Genomic DNA, 25042 nt, shown 5'->3' with positions numbered 1-25042 from the left:
ATCCTTCCTTTTATATTCACAGCAAGACGAGGCCCCAGTGGAACAAGAAGCCTGGCAGGTATTGATCGTCGAGGATGACCAGCGTCTGGCCGAGCTGACCCGGGAATATCTCGAAAGCAACGGGCTGCGTGTCGCCATCGAAGGCGACGGCGCGGTGGCGGCGGCGCGGATCATTGCCGAACAGCCGGACCTGGTCGTTCTCGACCTGATGCTGCCCGGCGAAGACGGCCTGAGCATCTGCCGCAAGGTGCGCGAACATTATGACGGGCCGATCCTGATGCTCACCGCCCGCACCGACGACACCGATCAGATCCAGGGCCTGGACCTGGGCGCCGATGATTACGTCTGCAAGCCGGTTCGTCCGCGTTTGCTGTTGGCGCGCATCCAGGCCCTGCTGCGGCGCAGCGAACCGGAACCGAGCGTGGCGCAGAAGCAGCGACGCCTGCAATTCGGCCCGTTGGTAGTCGACGACGCCCTGCGCGAAGCCTGGTTGCAGGGCAACGGTATCGAGCTGACCAGCGCCGAATTCGACCTGCTGTGGCTGCTGGTGTCCAATGCCGGACGCATCCTGTCCCGGGAAGAAATCTTCACCGCCCTGCGCGGCATTGGTTATGACGGCCAGGACCGTTCCATCGATGTGCGCATTTCACGCATCCGCCCCAAGATCGGCGATGACCCGGACCATCCACGGCTGATCAAGACCATTCGCAGCAAGGGCTACCTGTTCGTTCCTGAAGCCTGCGTAGACCTGGCACCGTGAATTCGATCTTCCTGCGTATTTATGGCGGCATGTGCGCCGCACTGGTGCTGGTGGCGGTCCTCGGCGTACTGGCCCTGCACCTGCTCAACCAGACCCGCAGCGAGCAATACCGCGAGCGCCTGGCCCACGGCACGTTTTCATTGATGGCCGATAACCTGCGGCCGATGAACGGTACCGAGCGTCGCCGGGCGTTGGCGGTGTGGGAGCGCCTGCTGGGTATTCCCCTGGCCTTGCAGACGTTTCCCCAGACCGACCTGGACCTCGGCCAGCGCACCCGCGTACTGCGCGGCCAGGCATTGGTGGAGCAGACCGGGCCGCACGCGGCAAAAGTCTATCGGCTGGTCAATGATGCCGAGCAATTGATGTTGGTCGGGGAGGTTCAGCAGATCAGCGAGCAACTGGCCCGCGCAACCATTTACCTGTTGGCCGATGAACTGGTGCGTTACCCCGTGGCCGAACAACCTAAACGGCTGGCGCAACTGGCGCAGGAAAAAGGCTTTGGTTTCGACCTGCGACTCATGACCGTCGAGCAGGCGGACATGGACGAAGACCAGCGCCGTCGTGTGTCCGAGGGCGATACGGTAATGGCGCTGGGCAAGGGCGGCGACTCCATCCGGGTCTTCGCCGGCATGGTCGGCACGCCGTGGGTGTTGGAGATCGGTCCGCTGTACCAGATGAATCCTTATCCGCCGCAATGGCTGGTGCTGATCGCGGCGCTGGGCTTGAGCCTGATCGGGTTGATCGTCTACCTGTTGGTGCGCCAATTGGAGCGGCGCCTGCGTGGCCTGGAGTCGGCCGCCACACAGATCGCCCAAGGCAGCCTGGAAACCCGGGTGCCGGCCCGAGGTGTCGACTCGGTCGGGCGACTGGCCGCGGCGTTCAACGGCATGGCCGAACATCTGCAACAACTGTTGGCGATTCAGCGTGAGCTGGTGCGGGCGGTGTCCCACGAATTGCGTACCCCGGTGGCGCGCCTGCGCTTCGGCCTGGAAATGCTCGGCAGCGCCAGCACGCCCCAGGCCCGGGACAAATACCTGGCGGGCATGGACCACGACATTGAAGACCTGGATCGGTTGGTGGACGAAATGCTCACCTACGCGCGGCTGGAGCAGGGTTCACCGGCCTTGAACTTTCAGCGGGTGGACCTGGATGCGCTGGTCAATCAAGTGATCGATGAACTGGGCCCTTTGCGGGCCGGGGTCACGGTCGAGCGCGGTCTTTGCCTGTCGGCCGCCGATTGTGATGGCGCCTGGGTCGAGGCCGAGCCTCGTTTTCTGCATCGTGCCCTGCAGAACCTGGTGAGCAATGCCATGCGTCACGCCAGTTCCCGGGTCACCGTCAGCTATCAGGTGGGCCAGTTGCGATGCCGGGTGGATGTGGAAGACGATGGGCCCGGCGTGCCGGAAGCGGCGTGGGAGCGGATCTTCAAGCCCTTCCTGCGCCTGGACGACAGCCGCGCCCGGGCGTCGGGCGGCCATGGGCTGGGGTTGTCGATCGTGCGACGGATCATCCACTGGCACGACGGCCGGGCGCTGATCGGCAAGAGCAAGAGCCTGGGCGGGGCGTGCTTCAGTTTGAGTTGGCCGAGGCATCAGGACAGGTCTTGATAGGTGGGGTGCCTGATCGATCGCCATCGCGGGCAAGCCTTGCTCCCACAGCAAACAAGGAGGGAACACTGACCTGTGGGAGCAAGGCTTGCCCGCGATGAGGCCCTGAAAAGCAGCACAGTTCTCAGGCCCTGATCCCCACCAGGCTCAATAGCTGCCCATCCTTCACCCCAAACTGCCCCTGCAGCTCACTGCCATGGCTCCACTCGTTCGACAGGTCTGTCAGCAAGCGCAGGCGCACCAGTCCATCGTGTGTCCATTCCAGCACCTCGGCATGCTCGAAATAAAAGCGTTGCCTGACGATGGGGTACAGCGCTTTGAACAGGCTTTCTTTCACTGAAAAGGTCAGGGTCACCAGCAAGGCCCGATCATCGTGCGCGAGCCCGGTCATGCGCTGCAACTCTGGCGAGGTGAGGATTTCACCGGCCAGGCGTTCGGCGCGCTCGGGGTCGAGCAGGTTTTCCACGTCCATGCCCAGCCCTTGCCAGTGATTTTTTTTCGCGACGATAGCCGCCGCCCGACCCGTGCTGTGGGTGATCGAGCCGCTGACATGGGTCGGCCACACCGGGGCACGGTCTTCGCCGATGGCCGGCACGCAGGCTTGGCCGTCGAGCCGTTGCAATGCCGCCCGGGCGCAGATCCGCCCGGCCAGGAATTCTGCCTGGCGCTTGGCGACCGAGCGCTGGATGCTCGCCGGGGGCTCGATGGCACTGTTGGGGAAGTCGGCGCCCACCAGCAACAATGGGTCAAAGCGCGTGCTCAGCAGCACCGTGTCGGGCAGGGCGTCGGACAATAGCCAGTGTTCATCCAGGGACGAGCAACAAGCGGGCAGGGTGGGGAGTGTATTCATGCCGGGCATTTTGCCGGGTTGGCGGGAGGCTGGGTAGTGGGGCAGAAGAGGGATAGGCTCTGTGGCAAGGGAGCTTGCACCCACTGGGCTCTGTAGGAGCTGTGTAGGAGCTGTGTAGGAGCTGTCGAGTGCAACGAGGCTGCGATCTTTCTCCAGCCACTTGAATCTCAAGCGAAAGATCAAAAGATCAAAAGATCAAAAGATCAAAAGATCAAAAGATCAAAAGATCAAAAGATCAAAAGATCGCAGGCTTCGCCAGCTCCTACAAAGCGTTGCGTAGTCGAGCGGGAACAAGCTCCCCTGCCATAGGGGGATTTCAGCCAAAGATTTTCTTGAAGAACTTCTGCATGTCCGCCCACGACTGCTCATCGGCTTCCTTGTTGTAGCCAATGTCCGGTCCACCATGTTCGCCGTGGCTCAAGCGGTCGGCGTCGGGGTTGCTGAAGCCGTGCTTGGCGCCTTCGAGGCTGACGAATTCATAGTCGGCGCCGGCCTTGTCCATCTCGCTCTTGAACGCGGTGACGTTGTCCTGGGTGACCATGCTGTCCTGGGCGCCATGCTCGACCAGCACCTTGGCCTTGACGCTGCCAGGCGTTGCCGGAGTATTGGTCACCAGCGCACCGTGGAAGCTCACCACGCCGGCCAGCGGCACACCCTGGCGCGCCGCGTCGAGCACCACCTTGCCGCCGAAGCAGTAGCCGATGGCGGCGAGTTTGTGCGGATCGGTCTGGGGCTGTTTCTTCAGCAGGTCGAGACCGGCCTGGAAGCGGGCACTGGCCGCCGCGCCGTCCTTGAGCGCCGCCTGCATGAAAGCCATGGCGTCCTTGGGGTGCTCGGTGTTCTTGCCGTCGCCGTACATGTCGATAGCCAGGGCGCTGTAGCCCAGGCCTGCGAGATCACGGGCACGGCGCTTGGCATAGTCGTTCAGCCCCCACCATTCATGCACCACCACCACACCCGGCCGCGGGCCTTTGACGGCGTCGTCATACGCGTAATAGCCGATCAGTTGGGTGCCGTCGGCACTGGTGTAGGGGATCTCCTGGGTCTGGATGGCGGCGTGGCTCACACCGCTCATGGCCAGAAGTACAACAGCAAGCAGCCTGCGCATGACGGATCTCCTTATAAAAGTGGTCCGCACAGATTAGCCGATTCATTCAGCGCAGGTTCAGAGAACGTTCAAGGGGTGTTCAGGGATCGCTGGTTAAGGTGGCGGCGACTTCACAAAATACCCACGCTGCAAAGGAACTTGATCATGACTGCTATGAAAAAACTGCTGTTGGCTTTCACCGTGCTGGGCGCCACCGCCCTGGCCCACGCCGATGACAACTTCGCCAGCCTGACCCTCGGCCAGACCAGCGACAAGGTGAAGAAATCCAACGCCCTGGACAGCGCCCTGAACAACCCGAACGCCGATGGCGTCATCGGCAAGGACACCACGTATGGCCTGCGACTGGGCAAGCAAAACGATCAGGGCCGCTACTACGCCACCTACGACAACGTCTCGGGCACCCACAACGGCATCAAGCTGCGCCAGGAAAACCTGCTGGGCAGCTACGATGTGTTCTATCCGGTCACCAGCAGCACCAAACTGTTCGGTGGTGGCACGGTGGGCCTGACCAAACTGACCCAGGATTCTCCCGGCTTCAGCCGCGACAGCGACATCGGTTACGCAGTGGGCTTGCAAGGGGGCGTGCTGCAACAAATTTCGCAAAACACCTCGGTTGAACTGGGTTACCGTTACCTGCGCAGCAATGCCAGCACCGAGATGAGCCCGCACGGTGGCGACAAGGTTGGCTCGCTGGACCTGACCAGCAGCGCCCAGACGTACCTGTCCGCCAACTACACGTTCTAAACGGTTGATGGTGAGCGTATCCCGCCGGATCGGTCGAAGACGATCCGGCGCCTTTCGTTGAGGTGCGTGGCACTGGATTGTTTGATTTGCCTGGGGAGAGGCTCCATGAAATTACTGGTCGTCGAAGACGAAGCGCTGTTGCGCCACCACCTGCAAACTCGTCTCACCGACAGCGGCCATGTGGTGCAGGCCGTGGCCAATGCCGAAGAGGCCTTGTACCAGGTTCGGGAATTCAACCATGACCTGGCGGTGATCGACCTGGGCCTGCCGGGCATCAGCGGGCTGGAACTGATCCGCCGGCTGCGCTCGCAGGACAAGACGTTTCCCATCCTGATCCTGACCGCCCGCGGCAATTGGCAGGACAAGGTCGAAGGCCTGGCCGCCGGTGCCGACGACTACGTGGTCAAGCCGTTTCAGTTCGAAGAGCTGGAGGCCCGCTTGAACGCCCTGTTGCGCCGCTCCAGTGGTTTTACCCAATCGACCATCGTAGCCGGTCCGTTGCTGCTGGACCTCAATCGCAAGCAGGCGTCCCTCGATGAGCAACCGCTGGCGTTGACCGCCTACGAGTACCGCATCCTCGAATACCTCATGCGCCATCACCAGCAAGTGGTGGCCAAGGACCGCTTGATGGAGCAGCTTTACCCCGATGACGACGAGCGCGATCCCAATGTCATCGAAGTGCTGGTCGGGCGCCTGCGTCGTAAGCTGGAAGCCCCGGCCGGCTTCAAGCCGATCGACACCGTGCGTGGCCTGGGTTACCTGTTCAACGAGCGCTGCCAGTGATTCGTTCGCTTCGCCTGCGCTTGATGCTGGCTGCCATGACCCTGGCGGTGCTGTTCATGCTGGCCTTGTTGCCGGCCATGCAAGGCGCGTTCAGCCTGGCGCTACAGGAATCCATCGAGCAACGCCTGGCCTCGGACGTGACCACGCTGATTTCCGCCGCCCGGGTGGAAAACAATCGCTTGAAGATGCCGGCGCAGTTGCCCGATGAGCGTTTCAACCTCGCCGATGCCCGCCTGCTGGGCTACATCTATGATCGCGAGGGGCGCCTGGTCTGGCGATCCAAGGCCACCCGGGAAGAAAACATCAACTACACGCCACGCTATGACGGCTTGGGCAACCAGTTCGCGCGCATTCGCGAGAACGACGGCCAGGAGTTTTTTGTCTATGACGTCGAGATCAAGCTGCTCGGCGGCCAGAGCGCGGCGTTCAGCATCGTCACCCTGCAGCCGGTGCGCGACTATGAAGTGACGCTGCAAGGGTTGCGGGACAATCTCTATCTGGGCTTTGGTGCGGCCCTGGCGGTGTTGCTGGCCTTGTTGTGGATCGGCCTGACCTGGGGCCTTCGGGCCTTGCGGCGCTTGAGCCAGGAGCTGGACGAAATCGAAAGCGGGACTCGCGAAAGCCTCAGTACCGAGCATCCCCGGGAACTGTTGCGCCTGACCGGCTCCCTCAACCGCCTGCTGCACGGCGAGCGGGAGCAACGCAGCCGTTATCGCGATTCCCTCGATGATCTGGCCCACAGCTTGAAGACCCCGTTGGCGGTGTTGCAGGGCGTCAGCGAAGACATGGCCCGGCGCCCCGAGGACCGTGGACAGGCTTGGGTGCTGCAATCCCAGATCGAGCGCATGAGCCAGCAGATCGGCTACCAACTGCAACGCGCCAGCTTGCGCAAGAGCGGGCTGGTGCGCCATCAGGTGCGCTTGCGCCCGGTGCTGCAAAGCCTGTGCGACACCCTGGACAAGGTCTATCGAGACAAACGGGTCAATGTCAGTTTCGATCTGCCGGAGCACTGCCAGGTGCCGATCGAACAGGGCGCCTTGCTGGAGATGCTCGGCAACCTGCTGGAAAACGCCTATCGGCTGTGCCTGGGCGAGGTGCGCGTCAGCGTGCATCAGACCCTCGGCGGCACGGAGTTGAGTGTCGAGGACGATGGACCGGGCGTGCCACCGGATCAACGTGCACGGATTCTCCAACGGGGCGAGCGACTGGATCGCCAGCATCCGGGGCAGGGGATCGGGCTGGCCGTGGTGAAGGACATCATCGAGAGCTACGGCGCCAAGTTGACCCTGGGGGATTCAGAGCTGGGCGGGGCGGCGTTCAGGATTCATTTTCCGGTGGTTTGACTGGGATATTTTCGCTGTGTGCGAGCCCCTGTGGCCCGAGATGCTCCGCTGGGCCTGTAGGAGCTGTGGAGCTGTGGAGCTGTGTGTGAGCTGTGTAGGAGCTGTGTAGGAGCTGTCGAGTGCAACGAGGCTGCGATCTTTCCCCAACCACTTGAATCCAAAGCGAAAGATCAAAATCAAAAGATCGCAGGCTTCGCCAGCTCCTACAACGCAGCCCAACGGGGATAAACCCCCTCGCCACAGGGGGTTTATCCCCGCAGAAACTGGATGTCATCACTCAATTCTCCAACTCCCGATAAGCCCCCGGCGTCAGCCCCGTCCACTTCTTGAACGCCCGGTGAAACGCCGACGGTTCGGAGAACCCCAGCTGCTCGGCGATCTGCTGCAACGACAAATCCGCACGCCCCAGATGATAGATGGCGATATCCCGCCGCAGCTGATCCTTGAGTTCCTGGAAGCTGGTGCCTTCCTCACGCAAATGCCGGCGCAAGGTTTGCGGGCTGATGTGCAAATGGCCGGCGACGGTGTCCAGGTCGGGCCAGCGCGCGGTGTCGCGGCTGAGCAAGCGGCGCAGCTGGCTGCTCAGGCTGTGGCCATCGTCCGGGCGCGACAGCAGGTCGGCGGGGGAGCGTTCGAGGAAATGCTTGAGGGTGCGTTCGTCCTGCAGCAGCGGCATGTCCAGGTAGCGGCTGTGGAACAACAGGCTGCTGTTGTGTGCGTCGAACACCAGCGGACAGGGAAACAGTAGGTCGTATTCGGCACCGTGGGCGGGCTTGGTGTAGCCGAAGGTCGCCTGTTCCAGGCCGATCCGCTGGCCGATCAGCCAACTGGCAAGGCGATGCCAGACGACCAGCAAGCTTTCAGTCAGGAAATGATCCGGGTCCCACAGCGTCGAATCGTCCAGCACCAACCGCACTCGCTCGCCTTCGGCTTCCAGCGTCAGGCTCGGCGCGTCGGGGAACAGGCTATAGAACAGCAAGCCGCGCTGCAGGGCCTTGCCCAAGGTCCGACAGTGGATCAACGCGTGACACATCATGGCAAACGTCCCGGGTTTACTCGCAGCCCTGCCGAATCCCAGGTATTCGTCCCCCAATGCCAGCCACAGCGCCTGCAACAGGCGCGCGAACTGCTCGGGCGCAATCCGCGCGCGCGGCTCATCCAACAGCTCTGGGCTGATGCCCAGCTGTTGCAACACAGGAAAATAGTCGAAGCCTTGCCGACGCGCGCCGCCCAGGGCTGCGCGGGCGAAGTGGCTGGCGATCGTGCGTTGGCGCATGGCTGAAGTCCGTCCGTTGAGCGGGCGATGGTAGCAGGGCACTGCGGCTCGACAAGGCGGATATCCGCCAAATCCCGGAGTGAGAAACGCCCTGTGGGCGGAAATCCGCCACATTCCACGCCCGTGTTTAACCCGCGAATAATTCCAGGGCCCTTCTGCAATAACGCTTGTAGGGAGTTTCTGAAAAATGGCACGGGCCTTGCGATAGAGCACCCAGGTCTGCCGCGTGCAGCCGACAAAAAACAAATCCCTCCAGTGCAGGAGGGTTCGCAATTGAGGTGCCGTGGACGACAGGTGGAAGTCGTCATGCGGGACTCTTGAGGAAGGTTTGCCCATGACGACTCGTCAGCCACTGTACAAATCCCTGTATTTCCAGGTGATCGTAGCCATTGCCATCGGTATTTTGCTCGGCCACTTCTACCCGCAGACCGGTGTTGCCCTCAAGCCATTCGGCGACGGGTTCATCAAACTGATCAAAATGGTCATCGCCCCCATCATTTTCTGTACTGTCGTGAGCGGCATCGCCGGCATGCAGAACATGAAGTCGGTGGGCAAGACCGGTGGCTACGCGCTGCTGTACTTCGAAATCGTTTCCACCATCGCCCTGCTGATTGGCCTGGTCGTGGTCAACGTCGTGCAACCGGGCGCCGGCATGCACATCGATGTGTCGAGCCTGGACACCAGCAAGATCGCCGGTTTCATCAATGCCGGTAAAGACCAGAGCATCATCGCCTTCATCCTCAACGTGATCCCCAACACTATCGTGGGTGCGTTCGCCAACGGCGACATCCTGCAGGTGCTGATGTTCTCGGTGATCTTCGGTTTTGCCCTGCATCGCCTGGGTGCCTACGGCAAGCCGGTGCTGGACTTCATCGATCGCTTCGCCCATGTGATGTTCATCATCATCAACATGATCATGAAGCTGGCCCCCCTCGGTGCCTTCGGTGCCATGGCCTTCACCATCGGCGCCTACGGTGTCGGTTCGCTGGTACAACTGGGCCAGCTGATGATCTGCTTCTACATCACCTGCGTGGTGTTCGTGCTGGTAGTGCTGGGCGCCATCTGCCGCGCCCACGGCTTCAGCGTCGTCAAGCTGATCCGCTACATCCGTGAAGAGCTGCTGATCGTGCTGGGCACTTCCTCATCGGAATCGGCCCTGCCACGCATGTTGATCAAGATGGAGCGCCTGGGTGCCAAGAAGTCGGTCGTAGGCCTGGTCATCCCGACTGGCTACTCGTTCAACCTCGACGGTACTTCGATCTACCTGACCATGGCCGCGGTGTTCATCGCCCAGGCCACCGACACCCCGATGGACCTCACTCACCAGATCACCCTGCTGCTGGTGCTGCTGCTGTCGTCCAAAGGTGCTGCTGGCGTGACCGGTAGCGGCTTCATCGTACTGGCCGCCACCCTGTCGGCTGTGGGTACCTTGCCGGTGGCCGGCCTGGCATTGATCCTGGGCATCGACCGCTTCATGTCCGAAGCCCGCGCCCTGACCAACCTGGTGGGCAACGCCGTCGCCACGATCGTGGTTGCCAAGTGGGTCAAGGAGCTGGACGAAGACCAGTTGCACACCGAGCTGGCTTCCGGTGGTCGTGGTATCTCCGACGTCCGTGAAGAAGATGATCTGGTTGCAACGGCTGAAGCCGCGCCAGCGAAGTAATCTTCAGGCTGCAATGAAAAACCCGCTTCGGCGGGTTTTTTTGCGCCGTGTTTTCCGGGGGAGGTACTTCTGTGGCGAGGAGATTGCTCCCGCTGGGCTGGAGCTGTCGAGTGCAACGAGGCTGCGATCTTTCCACAGACATTTGAGACTCAAGCGAAAGATCAAAAGATCGTCCGAACGCGGCCCGAGCCTTCGCCAGCGCCTACAGAGCCCAGCGGGAGCAAGCTCCCTCGCTGAGCGGATTTGTCAGCCCGAACGACACCTGCGGTGATTGCCCCACCACCAGCCTCTGCCTAGTCTCTAGCCATCACCCCTCGGAGATCGCCCATGCAAGGCCCACTGGCATCGCTCAAGGTTCTGGACTTTTCGACCCTGCTGCCCGGCCCGTTCGCCTCACTGTTGCTGGCGGACATGGGGGCCGAGGTGTTACGCATCGAGTCGCCGACCCGCCAGGACCTGTTGCGGATACTGCCGCCCCATGACCAAGGGGTATCGGCCAGCCACGCCTACCTCAACCGCAACAAGCGCAGCCTGGCCCTGGACCTCAAACAGCCGGAGGCGTTGGCGGTGGTGACGCAATTGCTGGGGGACTACGACATCCTGCTGGAACAGTTCCGCCCCGGCGTGATGGAGCGACTGGGCCTGGGGTACGAGGCCTTGAAGGCGATCAATCCGCGGCTGATCTACGTGTCGATCACCGGCTACGGCCAGACCGGGCCCTACAAGGACCGCGCTGGTCACGACATCAATTACCTGGCCCTGGCGGGTCTGGCCAGCCACACCGGCCGTGCCGACAGCGGTCCGTTGCCGTTGGGCATCCAGGCGGCGGACATTGCCGGTGGTTCGTTGCACGGGGTGATCGGGCTGCTGGCGGCGGTCATCGCCCGTCAGCAGACCGGGCAGGGCCAGCACCTGGACGTGAGCATGACGGACTGTGTGTTCAGCCTCAACGCCATGGCCGGTGCCGGTTACCTGGCCTGCGGTGTCGAGCCGGGTTGGGAGGACCAACTGCTCAACGGCGGCAGCTTTTATGACTATTACCGCACCCGCGATGGCCGCTGGATGTCGGTGGGCAGCCTGGAACCGGCGTTCATGCAGGTACTGTGCGAGGCCTTGGGGCGACCGGAACTGGCGGCCCAGGGGTTGTCGCCCAAGCCTGAACACCAACACGCCCTTAAGCAGGCGTTGCAAGCCGAGTTTGAAAAACATGATTTTGCCGAGCTGTGCAGCTTGTTTGCAGGGATCGATGCCTGCGTCGAGCCGGTGCTGAGCCTGGAGGAGGCGGTGCGGCATCCGCAGTTACAGGCTCGGGGGCTGGTGACACAGGTGCCCCGGGGTGATGGTTCGAGCCAGGCGCAGATGGCCTGTCCGTTGAAGTTTTGCGAAGGGTTGCCCAAGCCTCGGCATATTGGCGCAGGGCTGGGGGCGCATACGGACCAGGTGTTGGGGGAGTTGGGGTTCAGTGCGCAGCGGATCGCTCAATTGCGCAGTGCCAAGGTGATTATGTAGTGCCCTTTAGGGCCTCATCGCGAGCAAGCTCCCCACATTGGATCTTCGCCGCTCACACCCCCCCTGTGGGCGAGCTTGCTCGCGATGAGGACCGCCAGACACCACAAAGCCTGACTACTCGACCCGGGTCTCCCCACTGAACACCAAGGTATTGCGGCAGCTACGGCACAAATACCGCCGCCCCTGGCGCACCAGGCTGTGGCGCTGGGCCGAGAACGGGAAGTCGCTGCCGTCGCAGGGGCATTTATAGATGTAGCGGGTCACGCTACGGCGTTTGATTTCGTAGGTGTGGCAGCGGTTGGGCGGCAGTTCGTACACCCCGCGCATGATCAACTGCCACTCTTCGCCATGGGGCTGGATGCGTTCGCCAAACAGTTGATGGGCAATCAGGTGCGCGACTTCATGGGCGACGGTTTGCTTGAGGAAGTCTTCGGCGTTTTCCCGGTACAACTGCGGATTGAAGCGCAGCAGATTTTCATGCAGGTGCGCAACGCCGGCCTTCTGGCCACGCAATTTGAAGCTGACCACTGGGCGTTTGAAAGGACGTTTGAAAAAGGATTCGGCTTGTTGGTAACACTCTTCGACGCGGGTATTGAGTTGCTCGAGCATGCTTTATGGGTCTCCAGAAGCCCGAGTATGCCGCAAGCGTCGGCCGTTGCGAATCGTCCAGGCGCCCAGTGGTCGTTTCGAGCGGCTCAAACACAGGAAGGCCGCCTTGCGGCGGCCTGTGTCGGCAGATCCTGCTTTTTTATTGGAGGGTGCTATCGGGACCGTTTCAATCCTTCAATTGGTATAGACCGGGCCGACGCCCAGCCCCCAGACGATGACCGTGAACGCCATGATGGCCACCAGCACCACCAGGCCGACGGCGAGCACCGAACTGGAAAACAGAAAACCTTCGTCCTGGGGTATGTTCATGAACGTCGGCAAGCCCACATACAGCAGGTAGACCGTGTAGCAGATTGCCGCCGTGCCGACGATCATCCCCAGCCACATGTGCGGGTAGAGCGCGGCCAGGCCGCCGATGAACAAAGGTGTGGCGGTGTAGGTGGCGAACGCGACGCAACGGGCCAGGCTCGGATTGGCGTCATAGGTGCGGGCCATCCAGTGGATGAAGGCGCCCATCACTGCCACACCGCCCAACATGGCCAGGTACGACATGACAGTCATCCATAGCGCACTTTCCTGGGTAAGCATGACCGGTGCACGATTGCCGATGACCCATCCCACCTGCGTGGTGCCGATGAACGCCGATACCGCGGGAATGGCCGCCAGGATCAGCGTGTGGGTGAGGTACATGTGGCTGATGCTTTCCTCCTGATCGCCACGGATTTCTTTCCATTCTTGATCAGGGTGGGTAAAGAGCCCCACGACATGATGGATCATAGTCAGTCACTCCTTTGTTATTGCCATCGCCCCCCAACGGAGCGCCTACGGGCCAAATGGCCGGGTAAGTAAAGGTCTGTAAGTGTGTGCGACCTTATGTCGCAGTATAGAAAGGAGTCACCGCAAGGGGGATGGGGGGCTTAGAGCAAATCGCGCTGTAGGTCGTGGTGCTAATCGCCGATGGGTCTGTACACAGCCCTGGCATGGAAATTCACCTTGTGGGAGCAGGGCTTGCCCGCGATGCGCGCGATGCGGTCTTTCAGAAACCCAGCTGTCTGTTTTCGCGAGCAAGCTTTGCTCCCACAATGGTCTCGCCACAAAAGTGTCGGTCATCAGCCTTCGCCGGCGGCGGATTTTTGCGTAAAATGCCGGCCTTTCGTCACACCTCACGGATCTCGCGTCATGGGCACTCTTACGGTCAACCAGAACAAACTGCAGAAGCGCCTGCGCCGCCAGGCCGGTGAGGCGGTCGCCGATTTCAACATGATCGAGGACGGCGACAAGGTCATGGTCTGCCTGTCCGGCGGCAAGGACAGCTACACCTTGCTCGATGTGCTGATGCATCTGCAGAAGGTTGCGCCGATCAAGTTCGACATCGTCGCGGTGAACATGGACCAGAAGCAGCCCGGGTTCCCCGAGCATGTGCTGCCGGCCTACCTTGAGTCGCTGGGCGTGGAATATCACATCGTCGAGAAAGACACCTATTCGGTGGTCAAGGAACTGATTCCCGAAGGCAAGACCACCTGTTCGCTGTGCTCACGCCTGCGGCGCGGAACGCTCTACACCTTCGCCGACGAGATCGGCGCAACCAAGATGGCCCTGGGGCACCACCGCGACGACATCGTCGAGACCTTCTTCCTGAACATGTTCTACAACGGCTCGCTCAAGGCCATGCCGCCCAAGCTGCGCGCCGATGACGGGCGCAACGTGGTGATCCGCCCGCTGGCCTATTGCAGCGAGAAAGACATCCAGGCCTATTCGGATTTCAAGCAATTCCCGATCATTCCCTGCAACCTGTGCGGCTCCCAGGAAAACCTGCAACGCCAGGTGGTCAAGGAGATGCTCCAGGAATGGGAGCGCAAGACGCCGGGCCGTACCGAGAGCATTTTCCGCGGTTTGCAGAATGTCGTTCCGTCGCAGTTGGCGGACCGCAACCTGTTCGACTTCACCAGCCTGCGCATCGATGAAAACGCCACGCCGCGGTTCGTCAATGTGGTGAACCTCTGACGAGGGCAGGGCTTCTATTCACGGCGCCAGTGGCCATGCAGGCCACTTAGGGCGCCGTTTTCATTTCCGACCCCAGGAGAGGGCATGCGCGATTACAAGTGGCTGCACGAGTACTGTCTGAACCGCTTCGGTTCGGCGGCTGAACTGGAAGCCCACCTGCCGGTGCCCAAGACCCCGGCGCAACTGCGCAAGATCAGCGACGACCGCTACCTCTCGACCATGGCGCTGCGGGTGTTCCGCGCCGGGCTCAAGCACAGTCTGGTGGACGCCAAATGGCCGGCCTTCGAAGAGGTGTTCTTCAAGTTCGATCCGGAGAAAGTCGTGCTGATGAGCGCCGAGCATCTGGAGCGGCTGATGCAGGACGCGCGGATCATCCGCCACCTGGGCAAGCTCAAGAGCGTGCCGCGCAACGCGCAGTTGATACTGGATGTGGCCCATGAAAAGGGCAGCTTCGGCGCGCTGGTCGCCGATTGGCCGGTGACTGACATCGTCGGCCTGTGGATCTACCTGAAAAAGCACGGCCATCAACTGGGCGGCCTGTCGGCGCCGCGCTTCTTGCGGATGATGGGCAAGGACACCTTCGTGCCCAGTTATGACGTAGTGGCGGCGCTCAATGCCCAGGACATCATCGACAAAGTCCCCACCAGCCTGCGAGACCTGGCGACCGTGCAGAATGCCTTCAACCAGTGGCATGAAGAGAGTGGTGGGCGGCCGATGTCGCAGATTTCGATGATGCTGGCGTATACCGTCAATCATTGAGACCGCGTCGCGCCTATCGCGAGCAAGCTCGCCCCACAGGGTTTTGTGAACGCCAAAGACCCAGTGTGTGCGAGCTTGCGCGCGATGGCGGCCTATCAGGCGACGGAGACCTCGCCTTCCCCCGCCAACCGCCGGTTCAACTGAAACCGCCAACGTACATACAGCAACGCCGAGCAAAACACCGCCACGCTCGCCGCCATTTCCAGCATGCCGAACAGTTGCCGGTTCGGGTCGTAGGCCGCCAGTGCGCCCTTGATGAAATACAGGTTCACCACGAAGCACATCCACGAGTGTCCGCGGGCGCTGCCGGTGAGCATGCCGGGTGCGAGTATCAGCAGCGGCACCAGTTCGATCAACAGAATGACCCAGGGGCGCGCGCCGTGCAGGTCGGCGATCAGCAGGTAGTACGCGCTGAGCAACCCCATCAGGCCGAAAAAGCACAGCAGGCTGAGGGCGCGGGCGATGCGTACGCGCGGTTCCAGCCATTGGATCGAAGGCAGGATCTTCGGCTTCTTAGCCACGGCCGTTCTCCAGCAACAGGGCAGTTTTTGCCAGGCGCGAACCCAAGGCACGGCACAGGGCGACTTCATGTTCGTTCAAGCCGCTTTTGCCATCGGCCCCAGCGTGATGGCTCGGGCCGTAGGGCGTGCCACCACCCTGGGTATCGATCAGGGCCGATTCGCTGTAGGGCAGGCCAGTGATCAACATGCCGTGGTGCAACAGCGGCAGCATCATCGACAGTAGGGTGCTTTCCTGGCCGCCGTGCAGGCTCGCGGTGGAGGTGAACACCCCGGCCGGTTTGCCCACCAGCGCGCCGGTCAACCACAGGTTGCTGGTGCCATCGAGAAAATACTTGAGCGGCGCGGCCATGTTGCCGAAACGGGTCGGGCTGCCCAGGGCCAGGCCGGCACAGTTCTTCAGGTCATCGAGGCTGGCGTAGAGCGGGCCTTGCTCAGGGATGTCCGGCGAAACCGCTTCGCACTCGGCAGAAATCGCCGGCACCGTACGCAACCTGGCTTCCAGCCCGGCTTGCTCGACACCGCGGGCGATCTGCCGGGCCATTTCGTTGGTGGAGCCGCTACGGCTGTAATACAACACCAGGATGTACGGTGTGGTCACGGCAGGATCTCCAGGATTTTCTCCGGCGGACGGCCGATCACGGCCTTTTCCCCGGCTTCGAGAATCGGCCGTTCCATGAGTTTCGGGTGGGCGGCGATGGCCGCGATCAGTTGGGCCTGGCTCAGGCTTTCGTCGGCCAGGTTCAGCGCTTTGTACTCGTCCTCGCCGGTGCGCAGCAATTGCCGGGCACTGATGCCGAGCTTGCCCAGCAGGCGTTCCAGTTGCGCGGCGTCGAGCGGGGTTTCCAGGTAGCGGACCACGGTGGGCGTCAGGCCACGGGCCTCCAACAGTTCCAGCGCACCGCGGGATTTCGAGCAGCGCGGATTGTGATAAAGCGTCAGATCGGTCATGAGCGGGTCGCATCTTGCGTAAGGTGGCGGCTATTCTACTGTGCCGCGAAGTCCCTAGCACCAGAGAGAGGCGACGGGTCGCAGCAGCGTTCACATTCAGACAAGGATCGGCACATGGCAAGGCGATTGACGGCGGCACTGACATTCATCGGCATTTTGTTGCTCACCGGCTGCGGAAACGACTACGGGGTGGACCAGAACGGCCAGGCCATTGCCTCGCAGCGTCTGGACAAGCAATGGGTGGTGCTCAACTACTGGGCCGAATGGTGCGCACCGTGCCGTACCGAAATCCCCGAATTCAACGCCTTGGCCGAACAGCTCAAGGGCCGCAACATCGGTGTGTTCGGGGTCAACTTCGACCAGGTGCAGGGCGAAGAGCTCAAGAGTGCCAGCGACAAGATGGGGATTGGCTTCACGGTGCTGGCCCGGGATCCGGCCGAGATATTCGACCTTCCTCGCAGCGAAGGGCTGCCAGTGACGTACATCATCGATAACCAGGGCAAGGTGCGTGAGCAACTGCTGGGGGAGCAGACGGCAGCGGGGGTGATGGCCAAGCTCAAGGCGTTGCAGGCGCTGTAGGCGCTGTAGGCGCTGTCGAGTGCAACGAGGCTGCGATCTTGTCCCAGACAATTGAATCTTGAGCGAAAGATCAAGATCAAAAGATCGCAGCCTTCGGCAGATCCTACAGGGCAGTCCAGCGGGAGCTATCTCTGGCCACAGAGGCCTCTCAGCCTTCCTCCAGCCACCAACGCAGCGGCTTGCCCTGGGCTGGCCAGAAGCGTATTTGTTCGACGGGCGAGATGTCCCAGCGTTCGACCTTTTCCAAGGCTTGCAAGAAGCGTCTCTCTTGCTCCATCACCGCCGGGGCACAGAGTTTGCGCGTGCTGCCGATCTTGCCAAAGCTCAAGCGGTGGCCTTCCAGGGTGTAGGGCGCGAACCAGTGGTTGCAGCCGCCATTGCCATAGGCGCGACCGTCATCCCCAAGGGTGATGGTCAGGTGGCTGTAGTCCATCAATGGCCGCTCACCGATCCACTCCAGGATGTAGCTGCGGTCATGTTGCAGCTGCACAGGTTCCGCGGCACACCCCAACAGGCTCATGCCGATCGACGCGCAAAGGGCCAAGCGTTTCATCAGGCGGCTTCCTGGCATTTCGGGCACAGGTGTTTTTCACCCACGGTGGTCCAGCCCAGTTCGGCGATTCGCGCGGTGGCGGCCGGTTTCTCGGCCTTGACGCCAAGCTTGGCATCGACGGCGAATTCGAAGCTCAGTTCCTTGGCGCAAGCGTCACAATTGACCTGCCAGGTATGAATCGCCAGTTCACCGAACACCGGGCCGGTGGTCATGGCCGTCCATTGGCCCATGGGCTTGAGCAGGTGCCGCACGGTGTCCACGGTCAGGCGCATGGACAAGTCCTTGCTGCCCTTGAGCGTGACGAGCAACACATCGTTGGCCTGGATCGAACCGCCATTGCCGGTGACCTGGTAGCGGCCCGGCGCCAGCGCGCGGACTTCGGTCAAGGTGTGCTGCGGGTTCATCAGGGTGTAGCGGAAATCGTGTTCGGCCATGGGTCCTCCAAATAGGCGCGACATGCTAGCACGGGGCATGGCTTGGGATGATCCATAAGGGATCTGACCGACGAAACTCCATCCCTGTGGGAGCGGGCTGGGGGGATCAGCTGTCTACCAGGTTTTGCGGCGTTCCGGCCGCCCAGGCGGCGATGTTGTCCAAGGTGGTCATGGCAATCGCCGCCAAGGCTTCATGGGTCAGGAACGCCTGGTGGGCGGTGACAATCACGTTGGGGAACGTCAACAGCCGGGCCAGCACGTCGTCCTGCAAGGGCAGGTCGGAGCGATCCTTGAAAAACAACTGGGCCTCTTCTTCGTACACATCCAGGCCCAGGTAGCCCAACTGGCCGCTTTTCAACGCCTCTATCAAGGCCGGTGTGTCCACCAGGCCGCCGCGCCCGGTATTGATCAACATGGCACCGCGTTGCATCGAAGCCAGCGATTGGGCGTTGATCAGGTGTCGGCTTTGTTCATTGAGCGGGCAATGCAGGCTGATGATCTGCGCCTGCGCGAGCAGATCGGCCAAGGGCAGGTAGCGGGCGCCCAAGGCTTCGACCTGCGGGTTGGGGTAGGGGTCGTAGGCCAGCAACTGACAGCCGAAGCCGGCCATGATCCGTGCGAACGTCGCGCCGATCTGCCCGGTGCCGATCACCCCGACCGTTTTGCCCACCAGATCGAACCCGGTCAGCCCATGAAGGCTGAAATTGCCGTCCCGGGTGCGGTTGTAGGCGCGGTGCAGGCAGCGATTGAGGGCCATGATCAACGCCACGGCATGTTCGGCCACGGCATGGGGCGAGTAGGCCGGCACCCGGACGATGCTCAAGCCCAGGCGCTTGGCGGCAAGCAGGTCGACATGGTTGTAGCCGGCCGAGCGCAGGGCGATCAGCCGCGTGCCGCCTTGGGCCAGCCGCTCGAGCACCGGGGCGCTGAGGTCATCGTTGATGAAGGCGCACACCACGTCATGGCGTTCGGCCAGGGCCACGGTGTCCAGGTTCAAGCGAGCGGGTTGGAACTGCAGTTGAAGGCCGGCGGGCGCCGGGGCGTTGCTGAAGCTGTCGCGGTCGTAGGTCTGGCTGCTGAAAAAAATCACGCGCATGGCGGCCTCCTGGCACAAAAAACAAGTTCGTAGGAGCTGTCGAGCGAAGCGAGGCTGCGATCTTTTGATCTTTCGCTTGCGACTCAATCGTCAGCGTAAAGATCGCAGCCTCGCTTCGCTCGGCAGCTCCTACGGTCCTGGGTCGGAACGTGGATTTTCAGCGAATCCGGTTCCCAGGATATTGCCCTGGATCAGGCGCTGATACGTGCCTCGCTGGCCAGGCGGTTGATGGCCCGCTCCAATTCTTCCAGGGCGGCGGCGGCCTTGGGATCCTGTTGCTTGAGCAGGGTTTCGCTGCGCTGGCAGGCCGCCCGCAATTGCGGTACGCCGCAGTAGCGGGTGGCGCCGTGCAGGCGGTGGACGCGCTCTATCAGGGCGTTCTGGTCGTTGGCCTCGCAGGCCTGGCGGATCGCTTCACGGTCAGCTTCCAGGGACGCCAGTAGCATCGCCAGCATGTCCGCCGCCAAGTCGGCCTTGCCGGCGGCCAGGCGCAGGCCTTCTTCGTGATCGAGCACCAGCAGTTCGCTGCCGCCCTGGGCGTCGCCACTGCGCTCCGGTGACTGGTTGCGCAGGGCCAGGCCAGTCCATTTAAGCACCACCTGGGCCAGTTGCCGCTCGCTGATGGGTTTGGTCAGGTAGTCGTCCATGCCGCTTTGCAACAGGGCGCGTTTTTCGTTGGCCATGGCGTGGGCAGTGAGGGCGACGATCGGCAGCGGTGTGCAGTGCCGCTCGCTTTCCCACTGGCGGATCGCCTCGGTGCTCTGGCGACCGTCCATGCCGGGCATCTGCACGTCCATCAAGACCAGATCGAAGGTTTCCTTCTGCACGGCCTTGACCGCCGCATAGCCGCTTTCCACGGCCAGCACCTTGGCGCCCATGTCTTCGAGCAGGGTCTGTACCAGCAGCAAGTTGGCCGGGTTGTCGTCTACGCACAGCACTTTCGGGGCACGGCTGGACACCGGCTCATGGGGTTCGCTGCGGGCCGGGCGCGGGTTGGCCAAGTCGGAAAGCGCGCGGCGCAACTTGCGGGTGCAGGCGGGCTTGGCCTGGAGCTGGCTGTGAGGGTTGGGCACCGAGAGGTGGTACAGGGTCTGTTCGGTGGTGGGGCACAGCACGAGCACTTTGCAGCCCAGGTGCTCAAGGTCCCAGATGTGTTGGTTGAGGCGCTCCGGTGGCATGTCGTTGCTGGTGATGCCCAGCACGGCCAGGTCGATCGCATGATCGGTCTGGTGGGCGATGGTGATGCCGTTGGTCAGGCTTTCCAAGGTGTTGAACGGCGTCACTTGCAGGCCGCAGTCTTCGAGCTGGTGCTGCAAGGCCTGGCGGGCCAGTTCGTGATTCTCCAGCACCGCCACGCGGCGGCCCAGCAACGGCGGGCCGGGCAGGTCCTCGGCATCGTCACGGGTCTTGGGCAGGCGCAGGCTGATCCAGAACTCCGAGCCTTCGCCCGGTGTGCTGTCGACGCCGATCTCACCGCCCATCTGTTCCACCAGGCGCTTGGAAATCACCAGGCCCAACCCGGTACCCCCAGGTTGCCGCGACAGTGAGTTGTCGGCCTGACTGAACGCCTGGAACAGCGCTCGCACATCCTGGTTGGACAGGCCAATACCCGTGTCCTGGATGCTGATGCGCAACTGCACGCTATCTTCGTGCTCGTCTTCGAGCATGGCCCGGGCGACGATGGTGCCCTCGCGGGTGAACTTGATGGCGTTGCTCACCAGGTTGGTCAGGATCTGCTTGAGGCGCAGCGGATCGCCCACCAGCGACAACGGCGTGTCCCGGTAGACCAGGCTCACCAGTTCCAACTGTTTGGCGTGGGCGGCGGGGGCGAGGATGGTCAGGGTGTCCTGCAGCAGGTCCCGCAGATTGAACGGAATGCTGTCGAGCACCAGCTTGCCGGCCTCGATCTTCGAAAAGTCGAGGATCTCGTTGATGATCCCCAGCAGGCTGTCGGCGGATTTCTCGATAGTGCCCAGATAGTCGAGCTGGCGCGGGGTCAGTTCGCTTTTCTGCAACAGGTGGGTAAAGCCGAGGATGCCGTTGAGCGGTGTGCGGATTTCATGGCTCATGTTCGCCAGGAACTCGGATTTGATCCGGCTCGCTTCCAGGGCTTCCTTGCGGGCCAGGTCGAGCTCGATGTTCTGGATCTCGATGGTTTCCAGGTTCTGGCGTACGTCTTCGGTGGCCTGGTCGATACTGTGCTGCAGTTCTTCCTGGGCGTTCTGCAAGGTACTGGCCATGCGGTTGATGCCTGAGGCCAGTTCGTCCAGCTCCTGGCTGCCCAGCGGCGGCAGGCGGGTTTCCAGGTGACCGTCCTTGAGTTGCGCCACGGCCTGCTTGATCTGGCTCAGCGGGCGATTGATCGTGCGGCCCATGCGCAGGGCCAGCAACGCGGTCAGGCACAGGCCTGCGGCGATCAGCAGCAGGCTGGCGAACATGTTGCGATAGCCGCGCAGCAACATGCCGCTGTGGGACAACTCCAGCTCGACCCAGCCCAACAGGCGGTCGGATTCTTCGGGAATCAGTTCGCCCGCCAGGTTGCGGTGCTTGCCGAACACCGGCAGCAGGTAGCGCGTGGCGTCGTTGCCGGTGCGTTGCAGCAGATGCGTGCTGTTGCCCTCCGGCGCCCGGTTGAGCATGGTCGGGCCGGCGTGGGCCAGCGGTATGCGGTCGGGAGCGAGGAAGGTTACAGCGCGCACATCTGTCTCTTCGAGGGACTGAGTGGCGATGCGTTCCAGTATATCGGTGTCCTGGCGGCTCATGGCCGGGGCGACCAGCGGCGCAAGTTGTTCGGCGATCATTTCACCACGTTGCAACAACTGGGCGTGCAGGTCCGATTGCTGCATCCAGGTGAAATAGCCGCCAAGGACCAGCGCCATCAGGCTGGTCGGCAACAGGGTCAGCAACAGCACACGGCCTTTGATTCCCAGTTTCTTGAGCACACTTGTCTCCTGCATCCAGCGGTCTGATTGAGCATTGCGCGCATCCGGCACGCATTACCTGCGCAGTGTAGCGATTTGCGGGCGGGGGATCTTTGTAAAATAGGTCTTATAACTTGTCCCCGTTCGGATACGCTCCTGTCGTCTTGCAGTTGCTTTGGGACAGGTAACGCTCCATAGCTCATCGAACGTGGACCCTATTGCAAGGGAGCGTGCTCTCGCCGTGGCGCGAAACGGTCCCAAAAACGTAAGCGTTCCACGACCCCCCACCCAGTCAAAGCGTAGCCGGGCGCTGGGCTGCGGATCTCTTTGTTTCCACCAAGCGTTGACCATCGTTATTGCTTTGCATCCTGCTTGTACGTTTAGCGGTGCAACTGTAAAGAAACACGGTGCAAAAGCCAGATAGCCTGGGATGCTTGCCCTCCATGTAAAAGGAACGAGCCCACAAGCAGGCAGAAGGAATGCTGACAGACGGTGCTTACAGCAGGTATGTGTGCACGATCTGAGCTCTCGGCTCTGTAGGGAAAGGATTACTTCCACACAGCAGTGCCCCCGGCTTACGCCTCGCTTATTCCCATAAGCCATAACCCCCTTACTTTGCGTGATATGGCCTCGTCAGGTTTGCCGGTATGATAGGCGCCCCCGCAGCCCGGATTGCGAATACGCCATGACTTTGCAGTACCCAACCATCGCCGATTGCGTCGGCAACACTCCGCTGGTCCGCTTGCAGCGCTTGCCTGGCGTGACCACCAATACGCTTTTGCTCAAGCTCGAAGGGAATAACCCGGCGGGTTCGGTCAAGGATCGGCCGGCGCTGTCGATGATCACCCGTGGCGAATTGCGCGGGCAGATCCAGCCCGGCGATACGCTGATCGAGGCGACTTCCGGCAACACCGGTATTGCCTTGGCGATGGCGGCGGCGATCAAGGGCTACAAGATGATCCTGATCATGCCCGACAACTCCAGCGCCGAGCGCAAGGCGGCGATGACCGCCTACGGTGCCGAGTTGATCCTGGTGACCCAGGAGCAGGGCATGGAAGGCGCCCGGGACCTGGCCGAGCGCATGCAGGCCGAGGGTCGTGGCAAGGTGCTGGACCAGTTCGCCAACGGCGACAATCCCGAGGCCCACTACACCACCACCGGCCCTGAGATCTGGCGCCAGACCGATGGCACCATCACCCATTTCGTCAGCTCGATGGGCACCACCGGCACCATCATGGGCACCTCGCGCTACCTCAAAGAACAGAACCCGAACGTGCAGATCATCGGCCTGCAACCGATGGAAGGTTCGGCCATCCCGGGCATTCGTCGCTGGCCCGAGGAATATCTGCCGAAGATCTACCAGGCCGACCGCGTGGACCGCATCATCGATATGGCCCAGAGCGAAGCCGAGGACGTGACCCGTCGCCTGGCCCGCGAAGAAGGCATCTTCTGCGGCGTGTCCTCGGGCGGTGCCGTGGCGGGGATGCTGCGCCTGTCCAAGGAAGTTGAGAATGCGGTGATCGTCGCGATCATCTGCGACCGTGGCGACCGTTACCTGTCGACCGGCATTTTCGACGCGCCCAACTGATGGCCAAGCAAGAAAGAGGCTTGCGCTTCCAGCCCAGCGGCGGAAGCAGGGCCCCGCAAGTGCCCACCGGTAAAAAGCAGCGCTTGACCATCGAGCGTCTGGCCAATGATGGCCGGGGCATCGCCTTTGTTGACGGGCGCACCTGGTTTGTCATCGGTGCCCTGGCTGGCGAAGAAGTCGAGGCTCGGGTACTCGGTGCCCATGGCAAAGTGGTCGAGGCACGCACCGAGCGTGTGTTCCTGCCCAGTGACCTTCGTCGTGCGGCGCCGTGCAGCCATGCCGGTCGTTGCGGCGGTTGCAGCGTCCAGCATTTGCCCCATGACGAACAACTCGCCCTGAAACAGCGCATGCTCGCCGAACAGTTGTCGCGGGTGGCCGGAGTGGCGCCGCAGGAATGGGCCGCCCCCCTGAGCGGGCCGGAGTTCGGTTACCGGCGTCGCGCCCGGGTGGCGGTGCGTTGGGACCAGAAGGCGAAAAAACTCGAAGTGGGTTTTCGTGCCGTCGGCAGCCAGGACATCGTCGCTATCGGTGATTGCCCGGTGCTGGTACAGCCCTTGCAGCCGATCATGAGCCGCCTGCCGGACATGCTGCGTCGCTTGAGCAAACCCCAGGCGTTGGGACATGTGGAGTTGTTCGCCGGTTCGTCTCTTGCGGTATTGCTGCGGCACATGGCGCCGTTGTCCGACGCCGACCTGACGATCCTCAAGGACTTCTGCGCGTTTCATGAAGCCCAGTTGTGGTTGCATGGTGAAGGCGAGCCGCAACCGGTCGAGCCTGGGCAGGCCCTGGGGTTTCGCCTGGATGCCTGGGACCTTGAGCTGGCTTACCGGCCCGGGGATTTCATCCAGGTGAACGCCGGGGTCAACGAGGCAATGATCGCCCAAGCCTTGCAATGGCTGGCGCCGCAAGCCGAGGAGCGGGTGCTGGACCTGTTCTGCGGCCTGGGCAACTTTGCCTTGCCGCTGGCCAAAAGCGTGCGCCAGGTGGTGGCCGTCGAAGGCGTGCAGACCATGGTGGATCGTGCGGCGGCCAATGCCGTCAGCAACAATTTGAATAACACTGCCTTTTTTCAGGCCGATTTATCCCAGCCTCTGGCGGATGCCGAATGGATCGGCGAGGGCTTTTCTGCGGTACTCTTGGACCCACCCCGTGACGGTGCTTTCGAGGTGGTGCGCAAGCTGTCGTCCCTGGGTGCCAAACGATTGGTCTATGTATCGTGCAACCCGGCAACTTTGGCCCGGGATACGGTCGAACTGATCAAGCAGGGCTACCGGTTAAAACGTGCCGGGATTCTCGATATGTTTCCTCAAACGGCGCATGTCGAGGCCATGGCGTTATTTGAAGCGAGCCAGGATGGCTTGTCCGACTGACCCGTTCGTGCCAACCC

Annotated in this window: 24 protein-coding genes; 12 read left to right on the top strand and 12 right to left on the bottom strand. The window is 62.1% G+C overall.

Features of this window, described 5'->3' with window-relative positions; genetic code table 11:
• Positions 1-37: 37 nt before the first annotated feature.
• Positions 38-760 (top strand): response regulator, encoded by a 723-nt coding sequence (locus tag AC09SL_RS09400; RefSeq protein ID WP_058542323.1) that lies wholly within the window; start codon positions 38-40, stop codon positions 758-760.
• A complete protein-coding gene (locus tag AC09SL_RS09395; RefSeq protein WP_064107104.1) occupies positions 757-2367 on the top strand; it encodes an ATP-binding protein in 1611 nt (536 codons plus the stop codon). Before AC09SL_RS09400 ends, AC09SL_RS09395 begins: the two co-directional genes overlap by 4 nt.
• 124 nt (positions 2368-2491) lie before the next feature.
• Here AC09SL_RS09395 and AC09SL_RS09390 read toward each other — a convergent pair whose 3' ends face one another.
• Together AC09SL_RS09390 and AC09SL_RS09385 are read right to left on the bottom strand one after the other, a co-directional pair.
• The gene (locus AC09SL_RS09390) at positions 2492-3217 is read right to left on the bottom strand and encodes a 4'-phosphopantetheinyl transferase family protein (RefSeq protein WP_196764493.1); all 726 of its coding nucleotides are present in this window, start codon (positions 3215-3217) and stop codon (positions 2492-2494) included.
• Between the two features lie 316 nt (positions 3218-3533).
• On the bottom strand, positions 3534-4325 hold the full coding sequence (locus tag AC09SL_RS09385) for a dienelactone hydrolase family protein (RefSeq protein WP_058542555.1): 792 nt from the start codon (positions 4323-4325) through the stop codon (positions 3534-3536).
• Between the two features lie 144 nt (positions 4326-4469).
• Between AC09SL_RS09385 and AC09SL_RS09380 the strand changes: the two genes are divergently transcribed.
• The 3 genes from AC09SL_RS09380 to AC09SL_RS09370 all read left to right on the top strand — a co-directional run bounded on the left by AC09SL_RS09380 (position 4470) and on the right by AC09SL_RS09370 (position 7195).
• Positions 4470-5069 (top strand): hypothetical protein, encoded by a 600-nt coding sequence (locus AC09SL_RS09380; protein WP_058542556.1) that lies wholly within the window; start codon positions 4470-4472, stop codon positions 5067-5069.
• 105 nt (positions 5070-5174) lie between these two features.
• Complete coding sequence (locus AC09SL_RS09375; protein ID WP_058542557.1) at positions 5175-5852, top strand: response regulator; 678 nt, start codon at positions 5175-5177, stop codon at positions 5850-5852.
• Positions 5849-7195, top strand: a complete 1347-nt coding sequence (locus tag AC09SL_RS09370) for an ATP-binding protein (RefSeq protein WP_058542558.1) — start codon at positions 5849-5851, stop codon at positions 7193-7195. The genes AC09SL_RS09375 and AC09SL_RS09370 overlap by 4 nt, the downstream gene beginning before the upstream one ends.
• A gap of 277 nt (positions 7196-7472) precedes the next feature.
• Here the strand turns inward: AC09SL_RS09370 and AC09SL_RS09365 are convergent, their stop codons facing one another.
• Positions 7473-8471 (bottom strand): AraC family transcriptional regulator, encoded by a 999-nt coding sequence (locus AC09SL_RS09365; RefSeq protein WP_058542559.1) that lies wholly within the window; start codon positions 8469-8471, stop codon positions 7473-7475.
• 334 nt (positions 8472-8805) lie between these two features.
• On the opposite strand from AC09SL_RS09365, the gene AC09SL_RS09360 reads away from it, so the two are divergent.
• Both AC09SL_RS09360 and AC09SL_RS09355 read left to right on the top strand, forming a co-directional pair.
• Entirely contained in the window at positions 8806-10134 is a 1329-nt protein-coding gene (locus AC09SL_RS09360) for a dicarboxylate/amino acid:cation symporter (RefSeq protein WP_058542560.1), read from the top strand.
• Positions 10135-10461: 327 nt separating this feature from the next.
• Positions 10462-11643 (top strand): CaiB/BaiF CoA transferase family protein, encoded by a 1182-nt coding sequence (locus AC09SL_RS09355; protein WP_058542561.1) that lies wholly within the window; start codon positions 10462-10464, stop codon positions 11641-11643.
• Positions 11644-11757: 114 nt separating this feature from the next.
• Here the strand turns inward: AC09SL_RS09355 and AC09SL_RS09350 are convergent, their stop codons facing one another.
• Together AC09SL_RS09350 and AC09SL_RS09345 are read right to left on the bottom strand one after the other, a co-directional pair.
• The gene (locus tag AC09SL_RS09350) at positions 11758-12252 is read right to left on the bottom strand and encodes a SprT family zinc-dependent metalloprotease (protein ID WP_003204703.1); all 495 of its coding nucleotides are present in this window, start codon (positions 12250-12252) and stop codon (positions 11758-11760) included.
• Positions 12253-12426: 174 nt separating this feature from the next.
• On the bottom strand, positions 12427-13029 hold the full coding sequence (locus AC09SL_RS09345; protein WP_058542562.1) for a Yip1 family protein: 603 nt from the start codon (positions 13027-13029) through the stop codon (positions 12427-12429).
• A 402-nt stretch (positions 13030-13431) separates the two neighbouring features.
• Here AC09SL_RS09345 and ttcA point away from each other — a divergent pair, with 402 nt between their 5' ends.
• Positions 13432-14256: a tRNA 2-thiocytidine(32) synthetase TtcA gene (gene ttcA / locus AC09SL_RS09340; RefSeq protein WP_058542563.1), complete on the top strand. Its 825-nt coding sequence runs from the start codon at positions 13432-13434 to the stop codon at positions 14254-14256.
• Positions 14257-14340: 84 nt separating this feature from the next.
• Complete coding sequence (locus AC09SL_RS09335) at positions 14341-15015, top strand: DNA-3-methyladenine glycosylase I (protein ID WP_058542564.1); 675 nt, start codon at positions 14341-14343, stop codon at positions 15013-15015.
• 95 nt (positions 15016-15110) lie between these two features.
• On the opposite strand, the gene AC09SL_RS09330 is transcribed toward AC09SL_RS09335, so the two are convergent.
• Genes AC09SL_RS09330 through arsC form a run of 3 tightly spaced genes read right to left on the bottom strand, consistent with a single transcriptional unit; the run spans position 15111 to position 16484 of the window.
• Positions 15111-15536 (bottom strand): DUF2069 domain-containing protein, encoded by a 426-nt coding sequence (locus AC09SL_RS09330; protein ID WP_058542565.1) that lies wholly within the window; start codon positions 15534-15536, stop codon positions 15111-15113.
• Positions 15529-16134, bottom strand: coding sequence for an NAD(P)H:quinone oxidoreductase (wrbA, locus tag AC09SL_RS09325; protein ID WP_058542566.1), 606 nt, complete (start codon positions 16132-16134; stop codon positions 15529-15531). Before wrbA ends, AC09SL_RS09330 begins: the two co-directional genes overlap by 8 nt.
• Entirely contained in the window at positions 16131-16484 is a 354-nt protein-coding gene (gene arsC, locus AC09SL_RS09320; RefSeq protein WP_058542567.1) for an arsenate reductase (glutaredoxin), read from the bottom strand. The genes wrbA and arsC overlap by 4 nt, the downstream gene beginning before the upstream one ends.
• Positions 16485-16598: 114 nt before the next feature.
• On the opposite strand from arsC, the gene AC09SL_RS09315 reads away from it, so the two are divergent.
• Complete coding sequence (locus AC09SL_RS09315) at positions 16599-17063, top strand: TlpA family protein disulfide reductase (RefSeq protein WP_058542568.1); 465 nt, start codon at positions 16599-16601, stop codon at positions 17061-17063.
• Positions 17064-17211: 148 nt separating this feature from the next.
• Here AC09SL_RS09315 and AC09SL_RS09310 read toward each other — a convergent pair whose 3' ends face one another.
• The 4 genes from AC09SL_RS09310 to AC09SL_RS09295 form a co-directional block, all read right to left on the bottom strand.
• Complete coding sequence (locus tag AC09SL_RS09310) at positions 17212-17616, bottom strand: META domain-containing protein (protein WP_058542569.1); 405 nt, start codon at positions 17614-17616, stop codon at positions 17212-17214.
• On the bottom strand, positions 17616-18050 hold the full coding sequence (locus tag AC09SL_RS09305; RefSeq protein WP_058542570.1) for a hypothetical protein: 435 nt from the start codon (positions 18048-18050) through the stop codon (positions 17616-17618). The genes AC09SL_RS09310 and AC09SL_RS09305 overlap by 1 nt, the downstream gene beginning before the upstream one ends.
• Before the next feature lie 106 nt (positions 18051-18156).
• The gene (locus AC09SL_RS09300; protein ID WP_058542571.1) at positions 18157-19146 is read right to left on the bottom strand and encodes a 2-hydroxyacid dehydrogenase; all 990 of its coding nucleotides are present in this window, start codon (positions 19144-19146) and stop codon (positions 18157-18159) included.
• 191 nt (positions 19147-19337) lie between these two features.
• Positions 19338-22088: a response regulator gene (locus AC09SL_RS09295; protein ID WP_058542572.1), complete on the bottom strand. Its 2751-nt coding sequence runs from the start codon at positions 22086-22088 to the stop codon at positions 19338-19340.
• 664 nt (positions 22089-22752) lie between these two features.
• On the opposite strand from AC09SL_RS09295, the gene cysM reads away from it, so the two are divergent.
• Both cysM and rlmD read left to right on the top strand, forming a co-directional pair.
• A complete protein-coding gene (cysM, locus tag AC09SL_RS09290; protein WP_058542573.1) occupies positions 22753-23655 on the top strand; it encodes a cysteine synthase CysM in 903 nt (300 codons plus the stop codon).
• On the top strand, positions 23655-25025 hold the full coding sequence (gene rlmD / locus AC09SL_RS09285) for a 23S rRNA (uracil(1939)-C(5))-methyltransferase RlmD (protein ID WP_058542574.1): 1371 nt from the start codon (positions 23655-23657) through the stop codon (positions 25023-25025). The genes cysM and rlmD overlap by 1 nt, the downstream gene beginning before the upstream one ends.
• Positions 25026-25042 lie beyond the last annotated feature (17 nt).

It is taken from the genome of Pseudomonas sp. PF05 (assembly GCF_056521845.1).
Note: the sequence above shows the minus strand (reverse complement) of the source record. Positions and strands in the feature narration are given on the sequence as shown.

Excerpts from the sequence above, each read along its gene's own strand:
- AC09SL_RS09335 (WP_058542564.1), top strand. The coding sequence starts at position 14,341 with ATGCGCGATTACAAGTGGCTGCACGAGTACTGTCTGAACCGCTTCGGT.
- AC09SL_RS09345 (WP_058542562.1), bottom strand. The coding sequence starts at position 13,029 with ATGATCCATCATGTCGTGGGGCTCTTTACCCACCCTGATCAAGAATGG.
- AC09SL_RS09365 (WP_058542559.1), bottom strand. The coding sequence starts at position 8,471 with ATGCGCCAACGCACGATCGCCAGCCACTTCGCCCGCGCAGCCCTGGGC.
- AC09SL_RS09375 (WP_058542557.1), top strand. The coding sequence starts at position 5,175 with ATGAAATTACTGGTCGTCGAAGACGAAGCGCTGTTGCGCCACCACCTG.
- ttcA (WP_058542563.1), top strand. The coding sequence starts at position 13,432 with ATGGGCACTCTTACGGTCAACCAGAACAAACTGCAGAAGCGCCTGCGC.
- AC09SL_RS09300 (WP_058542571.1), bottom strand. The coding sequence starts at position 19,146 with ATGCGCGTGATTTTTTTCAGCAGCCAGACCTACGACCGCGACAGCTTC.
- rlmD (WP_058542574.1), top strand. The coding sequence starts at position 23,655 with ATGGCCAAGCAAGAAAGAGGCTTGCGCTTCCAGCCCAGCGGCGGAAGC.
- AC09SL_RS09385 (WP_058542555.1), bottom strand. The coding sequence starts at position 4,325 with ATGCGCAGGCTGCTTGCTGTTGTACTTCTGGCCATGAGCGGTGTGAGC.
- AC09SL_RS09360 (WP_058542560.1), top strand. The coding sequence starts at position 8,806 with ATGACGACTCGTCAGCCACTGTACAAATCCCTGTATTTCCAGGTGATC.
- AC09SL_RS09355 (WP_058542561.1), top strand. The coding sequence starts at position 10,462 with ATGCAAGGCCCACTGGCATCGCTCAAGGTTCTGGACTTTTCGACCCTG.
- AC09SL_RS09350 (WP_003204703.1), bottom strand. The coding sequence starts at position 12,252 with ATGCTCGAGCAACTCAATACCCGCGTCGAAGAGTGTTACCAACAAGCC.
- AC09SL_RS09315 (WP_058542568.1), top strand. The coding sequence starts at position 16,599 with ATGGCAAGGCGATTGACGGCGGCACTGACATTCATCGGCATTTTGTTG.
- AC09SL_RS09310 (WP_058542569.1), bottom strand. The coding sequence starts at position 17,616 with ATGAAACGCTTGGCCCTTTGCGCGTCGATCGGCATGAGCCTGTTGGGG.
- AC09SL_RS09305 (WP_058542570.1), bottom strand. The coding sequence starts at position 18,050 with ATGGCCGAACACGATTTCCGCTACACCCTGATGAACCCGCAGCACACC.
- AC09SL_RS09390 (WP_196764493.1), bottom strand. The coding sequence starts at position 3,217 with ATGAATACACTCCCCACCCTGCCCGCTTGTTGCTCGTCCCTGGATGAA.
- arsC (WP_058542567.1), bottom strand. The coding sequence starts at position 16,484 with ATGACCGATCTGACGCTTTATCACAATCCGCGCTGCTCGAAATCCCGC.
- cysM (WP_058542573.1), top strand. The coding sequence starts at position 22,753 with ATGACTTTGCAGTACCCAACCATCGCCGATTGCGTCGGCAACACTCCG.
- AC09SL_RS09380 (WP_058542556.1), top strand. The coding sequence starts at position 4,470 with ATGACTGCTATGAAAAAACTGCTGTTGGCTTTCACCGTGCTGGGCGCC.